This is a genomic window from Algibacter luteus (assembly GCF_900141715.1).
In the GTDB taxonomy this organism is placed as follows: Bacteria; Bacteroidota; Bacteroidia; order Flavobacteriales; family Flavobacteriaceae; genus Arenitalea; species Arenitalea lutea.
The window spans coordinates 36,620-55,690 of the sequence record NZ_FQYK01000008.1 but is presented as its reverse complement, the minus strand read 5'-3'; the positions used below and the strand labels follow the sequence as shown (position 1 = coordinate 55,690).

General features: G+C 33.2%; 13 protein-coding genes. 3 read left to right on the top strand and 10 right to left on the bottom strand.

The annotated features are described in order from the left end of the window. Window positions 1-388 precede the first annotated feature (388 nt). Together BUA46_RS13285 and BUA46_RS13280 are read left to right on the top strand one after the other, a co-directional pair. Window positions 389-3,166, top strand: coding sequence for a bifunctional aconitate hydratase 2/2-methylisocitrate dehydratase (locus tag BUA46_RS13285; RefSeq protein WP_019388328.1), 2,778 nt, complete (start codon window positions 389-391; stop codon window positions 3,164-3,166). A gap of 152 nt (window positions 3,167-3,318) precedes the next feature. After that, complete coding sequence (locus tag BUA46_RS13280; RefSeq protein WP_019388327.1) at window positions 3,319-5,586, top strand: aconitate hydratase; 2,268 nt, start codon at window positions 3,319-3,321, stop codon at window positions 5,584-5,586. A 652-nt stretch (window positions 5,587-6,238) separates the two neighbouring features. Here the strand turns inward: BUA46_RS13280 and BUA46_RS13275 are convergent. From BUA46_RS13275 to BUA46_RS13260, 4 genes are read right to left on the bottom strand one after another with little or no spacing between them, the layout of a single operon-like run. After that, window positions 6,239-7,639 (bottom strand): Sau3AI family type II restriction endonuclease, encoded by a 1,401-nt coding sequence (locus BUA46_RS13275; RefSeq protein ID WP_019388326.1) that lies wholly within the window; start codon window positions 7,637-7,639, stop codon window positions 6,239-6,241. Further along, window positions 7,632-8,801: a hypothetical protein gene (locus tag BUA46_RS13270; RefSeq protein ID WP_019388325.1), complete on the bottom strand. Its 1,170-nt coding sequence runs from the start codon at window positions 8,799-8,801 to the stop codon at window positions 7,632-7,634. Before BUA46_RS13270 ends, BUA46_RS13275 begins: the two co-directional genes overlap by 8 nt. Beyond that, window positions 8,801-10,036: a DNA cytosine methyltransferase gene (locus BUA46_RS13265; RefSeq protein WP_019388324.1), complete on the bottom strand. Its 1,236-nt coding sequence runs from the start codon at window positions 10,034-10,036 to the stop codon at window positions 8,801-8,803. The genes BUA46_RS13270 and BUA46_RS13265 overlap by 1 nt, the downstream gene beginning before the upstream one ends. Beyond that, window positions 10,026-10,334 (bottom strand): helix-turn-helix domain-containing protein, encoded by a 309-nt coding sequence (locus BUA46_RS13260; protein ID WP_019388323.1) that lies wholly within the window; start codon window positions 10,332-10,334, stop codon window positions 10,026-10,028. The genes BUA46_RS13265 and BUA46_RS13260 overlap by 11 nt, the downstream gene beginning before the upstream one ends. A gap of 327 nt (window positions 10,335-10,661) precedes the next feature. On the opposite strand from BUA46_RS13260, the gene mazG reads away from it, so the two are divergent. Continuing rightward, window positions 10,662-11,441 (top strand): nucleoside triphosphate pyrophosphohydrolase, encoded by a 780-nt coding sequence (mazG, locus tag BUA46_RS13255; protein WP_019388322.1) that lies wholly within the window; start codon window positions 10,662-10,664, stop codon window positions 11,439-11,441. 56 nt (window positions 11,442-11,497) lie between these two features. Here mazG and BUA46_RS13250 read toward each other — a convergent pair whose 3' ends face one another. The 6 genes from BUA46_RS13250 to BUA46_RS13225 form a co-directional block, all read right to left on the bottom strand. Next, the gene (locus BUA46_RS13250) at window positions 11,498-13,483 is read right to left on the bottom strand and encodes a DUF349 domain-containing protein (RefSeq protein ID WP_143148138.1); all 1,986 of its coding nucleotides are present in this window, start codon (window positions 13,481-13,483) and stop codon (window positions 11,498-11,500) included. A 103-nt stretch (window positions 13,484-13,586) separates the two neighbouring features. Continuing rightward, the gene (locus BUA46_RS13245) at window positions 13,587-14,327 is read right to left on the bottom strand and encodes a shikimate dehydrogenase family protein (protein ID WP_019388320.1); all 741 of its coding nucleotides are present in this window, start codon (window positions 14,325-14,327) and stop codon (window positions 13,587-13,589) included. Next, the gene (locus BUA46_RS13240; RefSeq protein ID WP_019388319.1) at window positions 14,324-15,340 is read right to left on the bottom strand and encodes a DUF368 domain-containing protein; all 1,017 of its coding nucleotides are present in this window, start codon (window positions 15,338-15,340) and stop codon (window positions 14,324-14,326) included. Before BUA46_RS13240 ends, BUA46_RS13245 begins: the two co-directional genes overlap by 4 nt. Further along, entirely contained in the window at window positions 15,340-16,260 is a 921-nt protein-coding gene (locus BUA46_RS13235) for a polyprenyl-phosphate transporter (RefSeq protein WP_019388318.1), read from the bottom strand. The genes BUA46_RS13240 and BUA46_RS13235 overlap by 1 nt, the downstream gene beginning before the upstream one ends. A 76-nt stretch (window positions 16,261-16,336) precedes the next feature. Beyond that, the gene (locus tag BUA46_RS13230; RefSeq protein WP_026010110.1) at window positions 16,337-17,728 is read right to left on the bottom strand and encodes a tetratricopeptide repeat protein; all 1,392 of its coding nucleotides are present in this window, start codon (window positions 17,726-17,728) and stop codon (window positions 16,337-16,339) included. A 158-nt stretch (window positions 17,729-17,886) separates the two neighbouring features. Next, the gene (locus BUA46_RS13225) at window positions 17,887-19,068 is read right to left on the bottom strand and encodes an aspartate aminotransferase family protein (protein WP_019388316.1); all 1,182 of its coding nucleotides are present in this window, start codon (window positions 19,066-19,068) and stop codon (window positions 17,887-17,889) included. Window positions 19,069-19,071 lie beyond the last annotated feature (3 nt).

The window sequence follows — 19,071 nt, the reverse complement described above, 5'->3', positions numbered from 1 at the left end:
ATTTTTGTTTTAAAATTATTCAACTCATATTATACCCTTAGCGTTTTTTATAGCAGATATCTTACTACAACGATTGAATACTGAGGTTTTTTTGGTAATACTTATTACCATAATGACATGAAATCTCAATTAAATGTTGCTAAATAATCATTTATATTCCGAATTTTTTAGATAATATATAATGAGATTAACTAAAAATGTGACAATAATAAATTGCGATTTTCAGTGAATGTATTGCAAGGTTTATTTTTACATCTACATATTAATTTTGTAATTTTCGGGACTTTAAAAAAATCAAGTCAGGTTACATCCTTACAAATATCATTTAGTACTATTCAAGTAAATCATTATGATTTAAATTGAATATAAAATTGAAAACATTTTTCTTATGAATATTTATGAAAGTTACATCAATGAGATCGAAGAAAGAAAAGATCTAGGGCTTAGTCCTAAGCCAATTGATGGTGCCGAATTGTTAAGTGCAATTATAGAGCAAATTAGAGATTTAGATAACAAGTATAGAAAAGATTCATTACACTTTTTTATCTATAACGTGGTACCTGGTACTACCAGTGCAGCCGATGTAAAAGCTAAATTTTTAAAAGAAATTATTCTTGGTGAAATTCTAATTGAAGAAATTACACCAACTTTTGCTTTTGAATTGTTATCTCATATGAAAGGTGGACCTTCTATTGAAGTGTTACTTGATATTGCTTTAGGTGATGATACTGTAAAGGCTAAAGAAGCTGCCGAAGTTTTAAAAACGCAAGTGTATTTATACGAGGCAGATACAGCTCGATTAGAAAAAGCCTATAACAGCGGAAATAAAATAGCTAAAGAAATTCTTGAAAGCTATGCACAAGCGGAGTTTTTTACGAAGCTTCCTGAAATAGATGAAGAAATTGATATTGTAACATTCATTGCTGGAGTAGGTGATATTTCAACAGATTTACTATCTCCTGGTAGTGATGCGCATTCTAGATCAGACCGTGAATTACACGGACAATGTATTTTTGAGCATAATAAAGACATGCAAAACGAACTTTTAGCGTTAAAAGAACAACATCCAGATAAGCGAGTGATGTTAATTGCGGAAAAAGGAACTATGGGAGTTGGGTCTTCAAGAATGTCTGGTGTTAATAATGTAGCATTATGGACAGGTATTCAAGCAAGTCCTTATGTGCCCTTCATAAATATAGCTCCAATTATTGCTGGAACCAATGGGATTTCCCCAATCTTTTTAACTACTGTTGGTGTAACTGGGGGTATAGGAATAGATTTAAAAAACTGGGTAAAACTAAAAGATGCTAACGGTAATACCGTTTTAGATGCCGATGGAGAACCAGTATTAGAACAAAAGTATTCAGTAGAAACTGGAACAGTTCTTACCATAAATACGAAAGAGAAAAAATTATATAAAGGCGATCAAGAATTAATTGATATCTCTGCGGCTTTAACACCACAAAAAGTGGAGTTCATAAAAGCAGGAGGCTCTTATGCTGTTGTTTTTGGTAAAAAATTACAAACATTCGCAGCTAAAACTTTAGGTATTGATATTCCACAAGTTTATGCACCTTCTAAAGAAATTTCTATCGAAGGACAAGGATTAACTGCAGTTGAAAAAATATTCAATAAAAATGCTGTAGGTAACACTCCTGGAAAAGTGTTGCATGCAGGTTCCGATGTTCGTGTAGAAGTTAATATTGTAGGATCGCAAGATACCACAGGATTAATGACGGCTCAGGAATTAGAATCTATGGCGGCTAAAGTTATTTCTCCAATTGTTGATGGGGCTTACCAATCGGGTTGTCATACAGCATCGGTTTGGGATAATAAATCAAAAGCCAACATTCCAAAGTTAATGCAATTCATGAACGACTTTGGTTTAATCACAGCTCGCGATCCTCGTGGTGTTTACCATGCAATGACTGATGTGATTCACAAAGTTTTAAATGATATTACTATTGATGATTGGGCTATCATTATTGGTGGCGATTCGCACACACGTATGTCTAAAGGTGTTGCTTTTGGTGCAGATTCAGGAACCGTGGCATTAGCTTTAGCTACAGGAGAAGCGACAATGCCAATTCCACAATCAGTAAAAGTGACTTTTAAGGGCCTTATGAAAAGCTTTATGGATTTCCGTGACGTGGTTCATGCTACGCAACAACAAATGTTAAAGCAATTTGGTGGTGAGAATGTTTTCCAAGGAAGAGTTATAGAAGTACATATAGGAACATTAACTGCAGATCAGGCCTTTACGTTTACCGATTGGACAGCAGAAATGAAAGCTAAAGCTTCAGTTTGTGTGTCAGAGGACGAAACCTTAATAGAATCTTTAGAAATTGCTAAATCTAGAATCCAGATCATGATTGAGAAGGGTATGGATAACAAAAAGCAAGTGTTACAAGGCTTAATTGATAAAGCTAATAAGCGAATTTCAGAAATTAAATCTGGAGAAAAACCAGCACTAAGACCTGATGCGAATGCGAAGTATTATGCTGAAGTATTGATTGATTTAGATGAAATTGCTGAACCAATGATTGCTGATCCAGATGTGCATAACGAAGATGTTTCTAAACGTTATACTCACGATACAATTAGACCATTGTCGTTCTACGGCGGAACCAAAAAAGTAGATTTAGGCTTCGTAGGATCTTGTATGGTGCATAAAGGCGATATGAAAATATTAGCCCAAATGCTAAAAAATATTGAATCGCAACAAGGTAAAGTTGAATTCAACGCACCTCTGGTTGTAGCACCTCCTACCTATAATATTGTAGATGAATTGAAAGAAGAAGGCGATTGGGAAGTGCTTCAAAAATATTCTGGTTTCGAATTTGACGATAATGCGCCTAAAGCGGCTGCACGTACTAAATATGAAAACATGCTGTATTTAGAGCGCCCGGGTTGTAACCTTTGTATGGGTAACCAAGAAAAAGCAGAACCAGGAGATACTGTAATGGCAACATCGACACGTTTATTCCAAGGACGCGTTGTAAAAGATTCTGGTGAGAAAAAAGGAGAATCTTTATTATCATCAACTCCAGTAGTTGTTTTATCCACTATTCTTGGAAGAACACCAACTATGGAAGAATATGAAACCGCAGTAGATGGTATTGTTTTAACAAGATTTGCACCTTCTACAAAGCAATTAGTGAGATAATTTCAATATTATTTTAATAACTAAAATGCCCGGGTTTTATACTCGGGCTTTCTTTTTGAGATTAACTTTTTATTAGTACAAACTCATTTTCAAAACCACTCTATATTTTGTATATTGTTGTTCAATTTTAACTCAACTAATAATATAGAAATATGGCATTTGACATTGAAATGATCAAAGGTGTTTACACCACAATGGGAGAGCGAGTAAATAAGGCTCGAGAGATTGTAGGGAAACCATTAACATTATCTGAAAAAATATTATATTCTCATCTTTGGGATGGTACTCCAAACAAGGCATTTCAGAGAGGAAAAGATTATGTGGATTTCGCTCCCGATAGAATTGCATGTCAAGATGCAACCGCGCAAATGGCATTGCTTCAGTTTATGCAAGCTGGGAAAAGTAAAGTTGCAGTGCCAACAACGGTACATTGCGATCACCTTATTCAAGCTAAAGATGGCGCTGCGGCCGATTTAAAAAATGCAAACTCGGTAAGTAGTGAAGTTTTTAATTTCTTAGAATCCGTTTCAAATAAATACGGTATTGGCTTCTGGAAACCAGGTGCGGGTATTATTCACCAAGTGGTATTAGAAAATTATGCCTTCCCAGGAGGTATGATGATTGGTACCGATTCGCATACCGTAAATGCAGGAGGATTAGGAATGGTTGCTATTGGCGTTGGTGGAGCAGATGCAGTAGATGTTATGGCGGGAATGGCATGGGAACTTAAATTCCCTAAACTTATTGGTGTAAAGTTAACCGGAAAATTATCGGGTTGGACAGCGCCTAAAGATGTCATTTTAAAAGTGGCCGAAATTCTAACAGTTAAAGGTGGAACCGGAGCAATTGTTGAATATTTCGGACCAGGAGCAATATCCATGTCTTGTACAGGTAAAGGAACTATTTGTAACATGGGTGCCGAAATTGGAGCAACCACATCTACATTTGGTTACGACGAATCTATGGAACGTTATTTACGAGCTACTGAAAGAGCCGATGTTGCCGACGCTGCTAATAAAGTAAAAGAACACTTAACTGCCGATGCCGAGGTTTATGCAAACCCAGAACAATATTTCGATCAGGTGATAGAAATTAATTTATCGGAATTAGGACCATTATTAAACGGACCATTTACCCCAGATTTATCAACCACCGTTGGTAAAGCCATGACCGAAAAGGCAAAAGCTAACGATTGGCCAATAAAAGTAGAATGGGGATTAATAGGATCTTGCACCAACTCATCTTACGAAGATTTATCAAGAGCCTCATCCATAGCGCAACAAGCTATAGATAAAGGCTTAAAAATGAAAGCGGAACTCGGTATCAATCCTGGTTCAGAGCAAGTACGATACACCGCAGAACGCGATGGTATTCTTGGCATTTTCGAAAATCTAGATGCTAAAATATTCACCAACGCTTGCGGGCCATGTATTGGGCAATGGGCCAGATATTCAGACCCTAAAAACGCGCCTAAAAACAGCATCGTTCATTCATTTAATAGAAATTTTGCTAAACGTGCCGATGGAAATCCGAACACACACGCCTTTGTAGCATCACCAGAAATAACAGCAGCCATAGCTATTGCCGGTCGTTTAGATTTTAATCCATTAACAGATAAATTAATAAATGAAAATGGTGAAGAAGTCATGTTCGATGAGCCAACAGGATGGGAATTGCCACCAAAAGGTTTCGCTGTAGATGATAACGGCTATTTAGCGCCAGAAGCCGATGGGAGTCACGTTCAAGTTTCGGTAAAAGACGATTCTGAGCGTTTACAACTCTTAACACCTTTCGAGCCTATTGGCGATTCCATTACAGGTGCCAAACTATTAATAAAAGCCTTTGGAAAATGTACTACCGACCATATTTCTATGGCAGGACCTTGGTTACGTTTCCGTGGGCATTTAGATAATATTGCAAACAACACCTTAATTGGAGCGGTGAATGCTTTCAATAAAAAAACCAACTTTGTTAAAAACCAATTAACTGGCGATTATGGCGGTGTGCCAGATGTACAGCGCGAATACAAAAAAGCAGGCATAAAAACCATTGTGGTTGGCGATCATAATTACGGCGAGGGCTCTTCAAGAGAGCATGCGGCAATGCAACCACGTCATTTAGGTGTTGCGGCAGTAATTGTAAAATCGTTTGCCAGAATTCACGAAACGAACCTTAAAAAACAAGGTATGTTGGGGTTAACCTTTGCTAATGAAGCCGATTACGATTTAATTCAAGAAGACGATACTTTCAACTTCCTAGATTTAAACGCCTTTGCTCCAGGTAAGCAACTCACACTCGAAGTGGTGCACACCAACGGAACAAAAGATACCATCAAATTAAATCACACTTATAACGATGCGCAAATTGCATGGTATAACGAAGGTTCGGCACTTAATTTAATTAAGAAGCAAAACGCTTAAATTTCAAGCATATATATTTTAAAATCCAGTTTTTAAGCTGGATTTTTTTTGTTTATGATAATGATACTTCAAGTCATTTCGATGTTTATCGGAATTGTACCGATAAGTTGGGCGTTACCAATACCCTGAATTTAGTTCAGGGTATAGGTCGGGCTTTTCGTTATATCTTTTTAAAAACGTCATAGCGAGGAGCGAGCGACGTGGCTAGCTTTTTATGCATGACTCAAAGCTAATTTATTGCTAACCATTTTTTAAAAAGGATGCCACTGCAATCCCTAACGCAATTATTTGCTAACTGATGTTTTAAACTGAAAGTATTTTTGTTTTTGGAAGAGTTCGTTTAACGGTCTTGTGTATGAAATGTAGCGTATAAATAAACGCTAACTTTTCGGATTTAGCACGAGCCGAATTTTTAATTTTTATGTTTAATTTTCTTTTCTAAATATAACCAAATAAAAAATTTGGCGTACTTTATAAATATACAAAAATCTCTCGGAAAGCCTATAATAGCTATGTTTTATACACGTTGTTACCTGCTGGCTTTTTTTTCCGCAAACTTGCTAGCGTTGGCAAAGACATACTCTTTTGCAATTTTTGGCTTTTGTGTGGTGGCTGTAGCGAATTGCAAATGTGTATGGCTTTTAGCGTTGGCTTATTTCAGATATATTTCGTCTTTCACATAACTTGCGTTTAGCCAAAAACAATGCTTTGTATATTCAGTCAATCCTGTCAATTTATCTGCAATTGGTAATTCATACGTGTCTGCTGCATTTCTTGCGTGTGGTCTAACGTGACTCACTTTGTTTTCAGACTTTTTTGGAAAATAAGTTTTTCTGACACCTTTTTCAGTTACTTCTTTTACGATTTCTCCATTTGAAACAGTCTTTACCATTTCTTCCCAAACATTTTTGGCTGTAAGAATATCGGAATGAGGCATATTCCAAAACTTTACCTTTCTTAAAATCAAATTTTCTCCCTCAAACTGATAGAACACAAAGAAAAATTTACTTTCTAAAATATTCTTAAAATCCGAATCTTCCCAATCGGTTACTACAAGTTCTTGATATTCAAATGTTGGAAATGAAATATCTTCCTTTGGTAAATCATTTTCTTTAAGTCGAATTGTTTTTACTTGAATATCTGCTTTTTCAAATTCCTCTATCTTTTGACCGAGTTCAAGTCCAAGAATAGCATTTGTAAGATTTGCAAAATAACTTTTGGCTTTTTGATTTAATTCTAAACCTAATTCTTGTTCAATCTGTTCTGCGGATTTTCCATAAAATGGGTGGAATTTTAAAATTACTATTTCTTCTATTGAACGTACTTTCTCTAAAATTTCAGGATGTTCAATTATTTTTCCATAAACAGCAGTCTCTTCTTGAGCAATATTTGCGATTATGTGATTGACATAACCTTGTTTTAAAGAATACGCTCGTTGTTTTGCTTGTTCTTTATTAAATGGTTGATCTCTGAATGATTTTAGAGCAGTTGATCCTTTTGTACAAGCACCAAGATAAAACGTATCTCCTTCTGATAATTCGTGAGCTTTTCCATCTTTGATTTTTTGATTGATAAATTCCCAATCTTGTTTAATGATTTTTAAATCCTCGTTTGGGTATTGCCAACCGTCAACTAACTTTATTAAATAATCGAGTAAGTCTAAATCTCTGTCGTGTAAATAGAATACTAAAAGTAAATGTGCGTTTTTCTTCCAAAAGGAACTCGTTTCAAATTCTTCTTTATGAACTTCTAGATAGTTTATGATATTTAAAACAAGTCTTTCTTTTGAGCGATACTCTCCGTTTTTTAAGGTTTTTAAAGGACTTGATTTTAGTTCAATTCCTGCTTCTTTGAAATCGGGTTCAGCATCAGAATTCGGCTCATAGCCGAAATAAAACTTCTCTAATATTTGACCAAAATTACCCTTTCCTCTGTAACCGTGTTTTTCAATTTCAATACCACAAGCTTGTCTTAAACTTTGATCTTTTAAAAGTTTTGCAAACTCAATAATTGAATTTGGTGAGTTTATATCAAAATTACCTTCTTTATTCATTTGGTGTAATATCTGTAAAGTCTAATAAATTATTCTCCTCGTTGAATCTGTACTGAATTAATTTTACATTTTTCCATTCTGTAGAAACAGATGGTCTTACACCTTTTATGAATTTACGCTCAACATTTTCAAGAAAAGTATCTAAAGCATCTTGTGTATAACTAAAACCGAGCATATATGCTTTAATCATACTATAATCGCCATAAGCGTATTCGTTTTTTACCCAATCAACATATTTCATTAGTTGTAATATATCTTGAGAATTAATTTCATCTTTCTTAATTTCTACTACCAAATAATCTGAAATCGTTGGTTTTTGATCCTGTATATATTTATAGCCAAAAACATCCATTTTATCCATATAATCAACAGGTTTAAATGGTGAAGCAATAACTTGATGAGTAATATAATCCCAAGAGCCAAATATGTTTATTGCGTTTTGTGAATTATTTGTTATTTGATAAATAAGAGATGCTTCAATAGCCATTTCGTGCCTTAAACTACCGTTTACGTTATTTATGGTATTTAAAAAAGGTGCTATATTTAATTGGTAATCAAGATTGTTATTTGTTTTTTCTCTTATTAAATCGTGATTAATTTGATAATTACTTTCAAAGGTGTTATCGTTATCAGGATTGTTAATTGCAGCAATATTTCTTCTTAAGATTATATCTTTAAATGCTTGATTCTCGGTATCTGAAAATTTTATAAAACTTAATTTCCAAAAAGCTCTTAATATTTTAAACTTCTCTGGTGCAGATGACAAAGTTTCATCCATATCAATTCCATTTTGAAAGAAAAATGGAAAAGGCTCAAAAGTGCAAATGAATCTATTGTTTATACTATTTTCTCCATTGTCATAAAGTAAATCATTTTGAATGTCAATATAGTTTTGATTATTGGGTAAATTGGCGTTAGGGTAGTTTAGAAACTTACAGCTACCATTTATATTAATCAATTTACCAATTCCATAAATTTTTCTCTCAAAAAAAAAGTAGACATTATCTCCTTCTTTCATAGAACAATAATCAGCAAAAGTTCCTTCGTGTTGAATCCTCCAAATATTATTATTTGGTCTTGAAATTAAAGTTGAGTAAACTCCTAAATTTATAGATTCAATTAATGATTCAATGCTATTTAAACTAAATAAATATCCTGCCATTATGAATTTACCTGTTTATAAAGTTCTTCTCCAATTTTTTCAATTACACCAACTACTAAAGCATTTCCCATAAAAAATGCACGTTTAGTGTCTGTAATTCCATCTAGTTTAGTGTGATTATCTGGAAACATATTTAGTCTTTCTAACTCAATAGGTGTTAATCTTCGTAAACCTCTATCAGAAACAACTACGTGTTTAAATCTTGAAGGTGATTTTCCACCTTCGCCTGTTATTATGGTTCTTGAAGCATTGTCTAAAGCATCAGGATAAATCATTCCGCCTTCTGAATACTTGTAAACAAATCCATCCGCTGATTTGCGTTCAATGGTTTTAGCTCCTTTTAAATATTCCCATTTGTCTTTGTCTTTTTCATCAATGAAAAATTCAGGTGTAACTTCTCCATTTTGTAATACGTCTGCTAAAACGGTTTTCTTTCCATCATAATTTGGTTCTGTTTTGGTAGTATAAACTTTACCTTTAATTAGTAAACCTGTATTTTGAAAAGGCGACAACTTTCCGTTTTTATTAAAATTATTGGTTATTTCTACTAAATCTCCTTTTAATTCTACTTCTTGAATTGAATTTGTTTTAGCAACAGGAAAAGCGTTTGCAATAGTTCCTTCTTCTGTTAGCCAATTTGTTTTATTCGATTTTTGAAGTCTTTTGTAAACTTCTGTCGATTTATGATAGCCAATAAAGAAAACTCTTCTTCTCCTTTGTGGCATTCCATATTCAGCTGCATTTATAACTCGCCATTCTACTGCGTAACCTAAATCATTTAAGCTTTGAAGCATTACAGCAAAATCACGACCTCTTTGTTTTGCTGGCGATTTTAAAAGTCTATCAACATTTTCTAAAAACAAGTATTTTGGCTTATTTTTTTTGTTTTCTAAAATTTGGTGAATTGACCACCAAAGAACACCTTTTTTACCTTTTAATCCTTTTGAATTATGTAAAGTTGTTGCAACAGAATAATCTTGACAAGGAAATCCACCAACCAACAAATCGTGATCTGGAATTTCTTCTACATTTCTAGTCACAACTTCATTTATATCTTCGTTAGAGTGATTTTCTTTACCAAATCTCTCCTCATAAACTTTTGAAGCGTGTTGCATTTTGGTTGACGGTTCCCATTGGTTACTCCAAACAACTTCATAATTGCTTTTTTCAAGTCCAAGACGAAAACCTCCAACTCCTGCAAATAATTCTGCAACTTTCATTTTCTTATTTTCCATTTTCTTGAGCTTTATAATAGTTAATTTTTTCTTCTGCTACTTTTAATATTTCGGAAGTAGATTCCGTGTATTTTAGTTCGTCCGCAATTTTTTCAGAGTACCAATTTATTACTAATTCACTTTCGGAAAGTCCATAAAAATTGGCAAGTCTTATGATTTGTTCCATTGTTGGTTTTCTTTCATTTTTCTCAAACTTGCTAATCAGAGATTGGTCAATATCTACTTCAGCCGCAACTTTTCGCAGTATCAATTCTTTTTCCTCTCTTGCACATTTTAAAGTGTCACCTAATGTTTTCATTGGTCAAAATTGTTTTAGACAAATATTGTCCAAATATATAAAACATTTTTGAATTCCAAGATTTAATTCAGATTATTTTTCGGATTGTGGTGGTGGGAAAAGGCAAGCTCTTTTTATTTTTTGAGGCACGAAAAAAATAAAATGTGCTTGACTGTGCGGTTGGCTTTTCAGCTTGCAGGTAACTAAGGCGGATATCAAACGTTTAAATGTTTTATATCCGACGTTAAACGAAGTTAGTCTATTTTTCTGACAAAATCAAGCAATTATTTTGGATAAATAATACCATGTCAACATCATCAAAATTGTATTTTTACAAAAACTTCAAAAATGAATTCTAGAGCAGACCAACTGAAAGCCTTTGATAGGTTACTTACCATAATGGACGAGTTACGCGAGCAATGTCCGTGGGATAAAAAGCAAACCATGGAAACCTTACGCCACTTAACTATTGAAGAAACTTACGAACTTGGTGATGCCATTCTGGATAATGATTTGAACGAAGTAAAAAAGGAATTAGGCGATGTTTTGTTACACATTGTGTTTTACTCTAAAATAGGCAGCGAAACGAAAGATTTTGATATCGCAGATGTATGCAATAGTATTTGCGAAAAACTAATAAGCAGACATCCACATATTTATAGTGACGTAAAAGTAGACAATGAAGACGATGTAAAGCGCAATTGGGAAAACCTAAAGCTTAAAGAAGGCAAAACAAGTGTTTTAGAAGGTGTCCCAAAAAGTTTGCCGGCACTGGTTAAAGCAAACAGAATTCAAGAAAAAGTAGCTGGTGTAGGTTTTGATTGGGAAGCGCCGCATCAAGTTTGGGAAAAAGTAGAGGAGGAGCTTAACGAGTTTAAAACCGAAGTACAAGCTGGAAACCAAGATAAAATAGAAAGCGAATTTGGCGATGTCATGTTCTCGATGGTTAACTACGCACGTTTTCTAAAAATCAATCCAGAAAATGCTTTGGAACGAACAAATAAAAAATTCTCTAAACGTTTTCAGTATCTAGAAGAAAAAGCCAAAAAATTAAACAAACCTCTAAAAGACATGACACTTGCTGAAATGGATGTGTTTTGGGAAGAAGCAAAGCGATTGCCAAAATAAGGAATTAGAAAATCTGTGATTTTCAAATACAAAATTTGGGAAGAAGCAAAAAAGCTTTAATATAAATCTTTTATTTTTCGAAGTTTTGCTTTTAGCAATACCAAATCGTCTTTATGTTTTTTAATGTTGGTATGTACTTCTTTTACTAACGGATTGTCATCATCAACATTGGTAAAAAATTGTAAATTATTCTCAAGTTGATTGATTTGACCTTTGACTTCATCAATCTTTTTACGAATATAAATGCGTTCGTTATCTAAATGCTTTGAGTTTTCCGAATCATTAAGACTATCCAATTTATTTTCATACTTAATCAATTCGGCTTCTTTTTTATCAACCTTTAATGAAGACAACAAACTATCAATCGTTTTCTGAAATTTACCTTCAATATAACGTTTGTCATTAGGCACTCTACCTAGGGATTGCCATTCTTTAATTTGCTCTTTAATAGTTTCAACGCCTTTTTCTTTATCTTTTGGAAGCTTCAAATCACTTAATCCTTTTAAAAGCTCATTCTTTTTATTGTAAGCATCAACTTGTTCTTGGCTTGCAGCGTTTCTTTTGGCATGTATTCTATCAAAATAATAATTACAGGCTGCTTTAAAACGTTTCCATATTTTGTCGCTGTCTTTTCTAGGAACATGACCGATTTTTTTCCAATCACTTTGAATTTTTTTCATCAAAGGCGTTACGGTTTCAAAATCTTCACTTTCCTTATTGTCTTCAGCAATTTTTATTAAATCTAGTTTTAGTTGTAGGTTATTGTATTGCTCTTTTTTAAGATCTTTATAAAAAGAATTTTTCTTTCTATTAAACGTTCTTACCGCATCTTTAAATTTTGCCCACGTTTCTTCATTCACCTTAATAGGAACTTTACCTGCATTAAAAAAGGCTTCTCTAAGCACTTCAATTTCTTTTATTTTTTTCTGCCAGCCACCATGACTCTTACTTTCTTGTTCTGAAACTTCCTTGATTTTAGAAATTATTTCTAATTTGTTTTCTAGATTTTTCTCGTAAACCTTATCTATTTCCTTGTAATAAAGCTGGCGTTTATCATTAATTGTTTTGGTAGCTACTTTAAAACGCTCCCAAATTTCCTCACGATGTTCCCTAGCTACAGGCCCTAACTCTTCTTTCCACATTTTATGAAGCTCTTGCAGTTCTCTAAAGGCGCGCATAATATCATCATCTTTAGCAAGTTCTTCGGCACGTTCAATGATGAGTAATTTCTTTTCTAAATTGTGCTTAAAGTCTAAATCGCGTAGGTCTCGATTGATGTGTAAAAAATCGTAGAAACGCTCTACATGGTGGTGATAACTATTCCATGCATTGTTATACTTATCTCGAGGAATTGGTCCCGTGTTTCTCCAACGTTCTTGTAATTCTTTGAAGTGTTTATAAGTAGTGTTTATGTTTTCTTCAACATTTATCAAGCCTTTTAACTCCTCAATAATTTCAAGCTTATCTTGTAAGTTTTGCTTTAAATTCTTTTCTAAACTTTGGTAGTGCTCATGCACTTTTTTTCGGTAAGTATTGTAAGCTTCTTTGTATCGTTTTTGAACTGGAGAACTGTAATAGAAGTCGATTTCGTTGCCACCATTATTAATAAAATCTTCCTTCTTTTCTTCTATTAAAGCTTGAAACTTGGTTTTAAATTCAGAATTAATATTTTCAACATGAGATTTTATAGCTTGAACTTTCTCATTTTTTATAAGCTTTTCTAATTCGATAGCCAAAGCTTCTAACGACATGGTATCGTATGCCTTTACCTCAATAGTATGTCGGTCTTTATTACCTTCATCTTCGGCGTCTTCGGCATTCGATTCTTCAATTTCATTTAAAACTTCGTCATGGTCAGCATCTGTCTCAGCATTCTCAGTTTGGTCTTCAGTGATAGTTTGATCTGTTTGAGTAGATGTTTCTGGAGTTTCGGCCTCAACAGCAGATGTAGCTTCAACTTCTTGATTATTGTTTAAATTTTGGTCTTCAGAATTCTGTTCTGTAGTTCCTTCTACTTCGTTAGATTTTTTAATATCAGACATTTTAAAAATGTTAAGGTTCGTCAATAATGGTTTCGACATTAAAGATACTAACAAGTAAAGTATTTACAAAGTACTATAAGATTTAATTATATTTTAGAAGTGCTTATTTTATATTCCAAATAGACCAAGATTTTTCGGCTTGTAGTTTTAGCATATTCAATCCGTTAACAATAGTGGCTTGGTTTTGTTTCCCTAATTTTAAAAACTTTGTTTCGTCTGGATTGTAAATTAAATCGAAGAGAATGTGATTTTTTGTTATGGCTTGATATGGAATTTTTGGACATACATCTACATCTGGAAACGTGCCTAATGGCGTACAATTTACTATAATTTGATGATTTGCAATATCGCTTTCTGTTAAAGTATCATAAGTAAAATCAATACCTTCTTTTAATTTTCTGGATACGTAATGATAGGAGATTCCCATTTCATGCAACGAAAACGCAATGGCTTTACTTGCACCGCCAGTACCTAAAATTAATGCGTTTTTATGATGCTTTTTAACAAAAGGTTTCAGCGTGTTTTTAAAACCGTAGCAATCTGTATTATAGCCTTTTAATTTTCCTTTTTTAGTTACCTTAATGGTGTTAACTGCTCCAATGGTTTTGGCCTTTTTATTGATTTTGTCTAAGTAAGGAATAACTTGTTCTTTGTACGGAATAGTAACGTTTAGCCCTTTTAAACCCTTAGTGTTTTTAATTATTGAAGGAAAGAGTTCAATACTTTCAATATCGAAATTTTCATAAGTAATATCGTTAATGTTTTCATTCTCAAATTTCTTTTTAAAGTATGTTTTTGAAAAAGAATAGGATATATTTTTACCTAACAGGCCTAATTTGTTCATTTTATTCTTCTTGTTTTTTGTCCGTACCATTCTAACGCTAAAACTATTAAAACACCTAGAATTATAAAAGCAATGGCGTAATACGTTTCAGTATTTAATTCTGGTTTGAAACGTTGATAATTTTCAATTATTTTTTCTCCTGTTGAATCTAATAAGAAATTACCAGATTTGTCGATTTTGTAAATAGTTTTTTTCCATGGCCACACAACACCTAAAGACCCTATAATAAAACCAATAATTGCTGAAAGTGTAATACTTTTATAATGCTTTAAAATATAGCTTAAAACATGCGAAAATGTAACCAAGCCTGTAACCGAACCTAAAGTAAAAACGATAAGTACTTTAAGCATTCTAAGTCGTTCGTGGTTATCTATAAAACTTAAATCGCCACGAATAATATCTGACATTGTATCGTACAATGCATTTACAGAATCGACCAACAGCAACACGTAGTTTCCTAGTAAAATAAGAATAAAAGACCCTGAAAATCCAGGTAAAGTCATACCAGAAACACTAATAATGCCGCAGAAAAAAACAAACCATAAGTTGTCGTTTTCTTTCGCGGGGTTTAAAAAACTTATGCTCACACCAAGGATTATTCCTAAAGCAAGTGAGGTGTATGTTTTATAATTCCAGTCTTGAAAATCTTTATTGATATAATAAATGGAGCCAATAATCATTCCGAAAAACACACTCCATATGTAAAGTTCGTAGTGTTTTATAAGATAGTCTAAAACTTTAGAAACACTAAAGTAACTTACAATCATGCCGAAGAATAATAAGCCTAAAAACCTGCCATTGATATATCTGTAAAAACTCTTAAAGCGACCATTAAATAGTAATTTAAACGCTTTTTTATTTACTTTTCTTAATGAATAAATAAATTCTTCGTAAAACCCAGCAACAAAAGCAACTACACCACCAGAAACTCCGGGTACTTTATTAGCAGCACCCATGCCTAATCCTTTTAAGATTAGAAACAACTTATCTGTGAGTGTTCTGGTGCTTTCCATTACGCTTGTTTTGACCCAACTCTTTCAAGAATAAAAATAGTTAAGAATCCTAAAATCATTAGAATTATGGAAAATATAAAATGATTATCACCTTGAAAAGAAAAAGGAGAAATACTTTCTTGTAATAAAGGCGATTGAATACCTTTTGCGTTAGTATGCCATGTTAGTGTGTTTTTCCAAGGCCAAACTTTATTTAATGACCCAAAAATAAACCCAGTTAACAAAGCGAGCGTCGTGTTATGATAATTTTTAAAGAGCCATTTTAATACGTGACTAAAGCTAAGCAGTCCAACTACAGCTCCAGAAACAAATATGATAAGTTTTTTAATATCGATGTCATGTATTGCATTACTAAGTGTTTTATACGCCCCTAATATAATGAGTATAAATGAGCCTGAGATTCCAGGCAAAATCATAGCACAAATAGCTATGGCTCCGGCTAGAAATAAAAACCAAGGATTGTCATTAGCATCCGAGGCTGGGAGTTTACTTACATAAAAAGCAATGCCTGCACCAATTATTAATGCCAGTATGGTAACTATATTCCATTTTGTTATCTGTTTGCCAACGAAATAAATACTGGCTACAATTAATCCAAAAAAGAAGGACCAAATTAAAATAGGATGGTGTTCTAAAAGATATTTGGCTAATTTCATGAATGACACAAAGCTGATGATAATACCAGACAAAAGAGCCAATAAAAAATTCCCGTTTAATTCTTGCCAAAAAGTTTTGAAACCAGATTTAAAAAGGGTTTTAAAAAGCGATCCTTTAATGTTGCTTATGGTAGAAATAAGTTCTTCATAAATTCCGGAAATGAAAGCTATTGTACCGCCGGAAACCCCAGGAACTGCATCTGCTGCTCCCATGGCTAATCCTTTAAATGAAATAATTAAATATTCCTTAAGGTTTCTTTGCATAATTTTGATTTAATAGAAATCCAAAGGTATACAATTGGAGACTAAAAAAAAACTTGTTGATGTAAGTTGAGAAAGCTTACTTGTAGATTTTCTTGAGTATATTTTTTACGATTGGTTGATTCGTAAGATTGGGAAAAAGTTCATCAATTATAAACGCATAATCTTCGTTATTTTTTAGCCCGTTTTTTAAATGAAAAGTTCCTTTATCGATTTCTTTCAGTGTAAAAAATATTCCTGCTAGTCTAAATTCAATTTCAGCGTTGTCGGGATAAAAAACAACTGCTTGTTCAAAATTAAATATAGCAGCTTCAGGCTCTCCTAGTTTTATTAATAAATCGCCACGGGATAACCATGTGTTTAACTCGAAGTTCCCTAATTCTATCGTTTTTTTGTAACCGCGTTCAGCTTCTTCGTAAAATTTTAATCTTTGATTTATTTGAGAATAAAGCTTCCAATATAACACGTTTTCAGAGTCAATATTTATCGCCTTATTAATGTAGAATAATGCTTTTTGATGATTTCCTCTTTTATTGTAAAACTTGGTAATTGCAATCCATCCTTTATCTAATAAAGGATCTTCATGTACCGTTCTATCATAATATTGAAGGGCCAAATCTTCATTTCCTAACTTTTCGTAACAATTACCAATTCGCAACAATGCAAAGGAAGTTGGTTCATCTAATTTTAAAGTGATGGTATAGTTTTCAATGGCATCTTCAAAGCATTTTAATTTTTCTAAAACCTTGCCACGTTCTATATATGCGCCAACAAAAGTGTCATCAGAAATAATAGCAAAATCAAAAGCTGTTAATGCTTTTTTATAGTCTTTTAAGGTGTAGTATTGTTTCCCTAATTGATGCCATGCCACTTCGCAATATGGATTTTTGTCTAAAAATTCATTTAAAAATGAAATGGCTTCTTCGTTTTGATTTAAAAATTCGAAACAATAAATGACATTGTAAAGTGCTGAGTAATCATTCATATCAGCTTCTAAGCATTTCATGAAAAATGTTTTCGCATTTTCAAACTGATCAAGAAACAAATATTCCATTCCAATTAAGGAATATAAATCAATAACATCATCAGTGAGTTCTAATGCTTGTTTTAGCACTTCAATAGCTTGCTCATGATCATCTTTTTTAGAGAAAATATTTGCTTTTTGAATGTAGATTTCTTCATTGGTTGGATCTATAGCATACAATTCACTTAAAAGTTTATCCGCCTCAATTAGCTTGTTTTCGAAGACAAAAATCTCTACTCTAAACAATCTTAAATTTATAGAAGTTGGATGCTGATCTAGACCTAATTTAATAGCTTTTTTTGCTAATGCTATTTTACCTTGGTTTAAGTAATGATGAATAATGTTTTCAAATTCTTCAGAATCGAAGAACAAAACGTGGTTTGTTTTTAACATCGATTCAAACTTGGTAAGAGGCAAATTGTTGTTGTCATCATGACTAAACTCCATAGGCACATTTGTAAGTTTCTACATGAATAAAATTAACGTTCTATTTGTTTTTCTGTTGAAGAATGATCAAATGTTTTTAACAAAGTAATCAACATTTAAAGCTTTGGTGAAGGATATTGCTGCTACTTTTTGATTATCAATATGTTGAAGTGATTTTGTTAGGAGTGTATTTCGTCTAAAACTTCTAAAATCATTTCACATCCTTTGGTAATTTCTTCATTTGATATGGTTAGCGGCGGAGTTATTCTTGCAGCTTTGGTTTCAAAAAGGAGCCAAAAAAGTATTAAACCTCTATCTTGACATTTAAGAATTAATGCATTTGCTATTTCTGAAGAAGGTAAAATTATGGCTAGCATAAGTCCTTTACCTCTAATTTCTTTTATTAAAGGGTGAACTAATAGTTTGCGAAATAATAGTTCCTTTTCAAGTGTTTTAGGTATTATTTGGCTTTCTGTGATTTTTTTTAAAGTTGCTAATCCTGAAGCTGCAATAACCGGATGACCACCAAAGGTTGTAATATGCCCAAGTTTAGGTTGGTCTTGCAGTAAATCCATTAATTTACTTGAGGCTGTAAAAGCCCCAATTGGCATACCGCCACCAAGTCCTTTACCAGTGACTAAAATATCTGGAACACAATTGTAGTTTTGAAATCCAAAAAGTTTGCCTGTTCTTCCCATTCCTGGCTGAATTTCATCTAAAATAAATAAGGCACCAACCTTTTTACATTGATGTTGCACATGCTCTAAATAACCTGGTTTGGGTTCAATAAATCCTGCCCCTCCTTGTATAGTCTCTAATATAACGCAAGCCGTTTTACTGGTAATCTGTTCAATATCATCAAAAGAATTAAAGTTTATAAACTTAATATCTGGTATAAGAGGTCTGAAAGCTTGTTTTCGTTCTTCATATCCCATAACGCTCATGGCACCCATCGTGTTTCCGTGATAAGCCTTATTCGCAGCTATTATTTCGCTTCTTCCTGTTGCTCGCTTAGCTAACTTTAGAGCACCTTCTATGGCTTCTGTTCCAGAATTAGTTAAGTACGTTTTTTCTAATGATTTTGGTAAATGTTTTGCTAATAATTTTGTGAGTTCTACAGCTGGCTTTTGTATATATTCTCCATATACCATAACGTGTAAGTAGCTGTCTAACTGCTTTTTAATAGCATCAATAACTTTTGGATGGTTATGGCCTAAAGGACATGCAGAAACTCCAGCCACAAAATCTAAGTGTGGTTTGTTATAGATATCGTAAATATAAGATCCTTTAGCATGAGATATCTCCATGGCCAACGGATGGGGTGTGGTTTGAGCTTGATATTTTAAGAAATCAGACTTCATAAC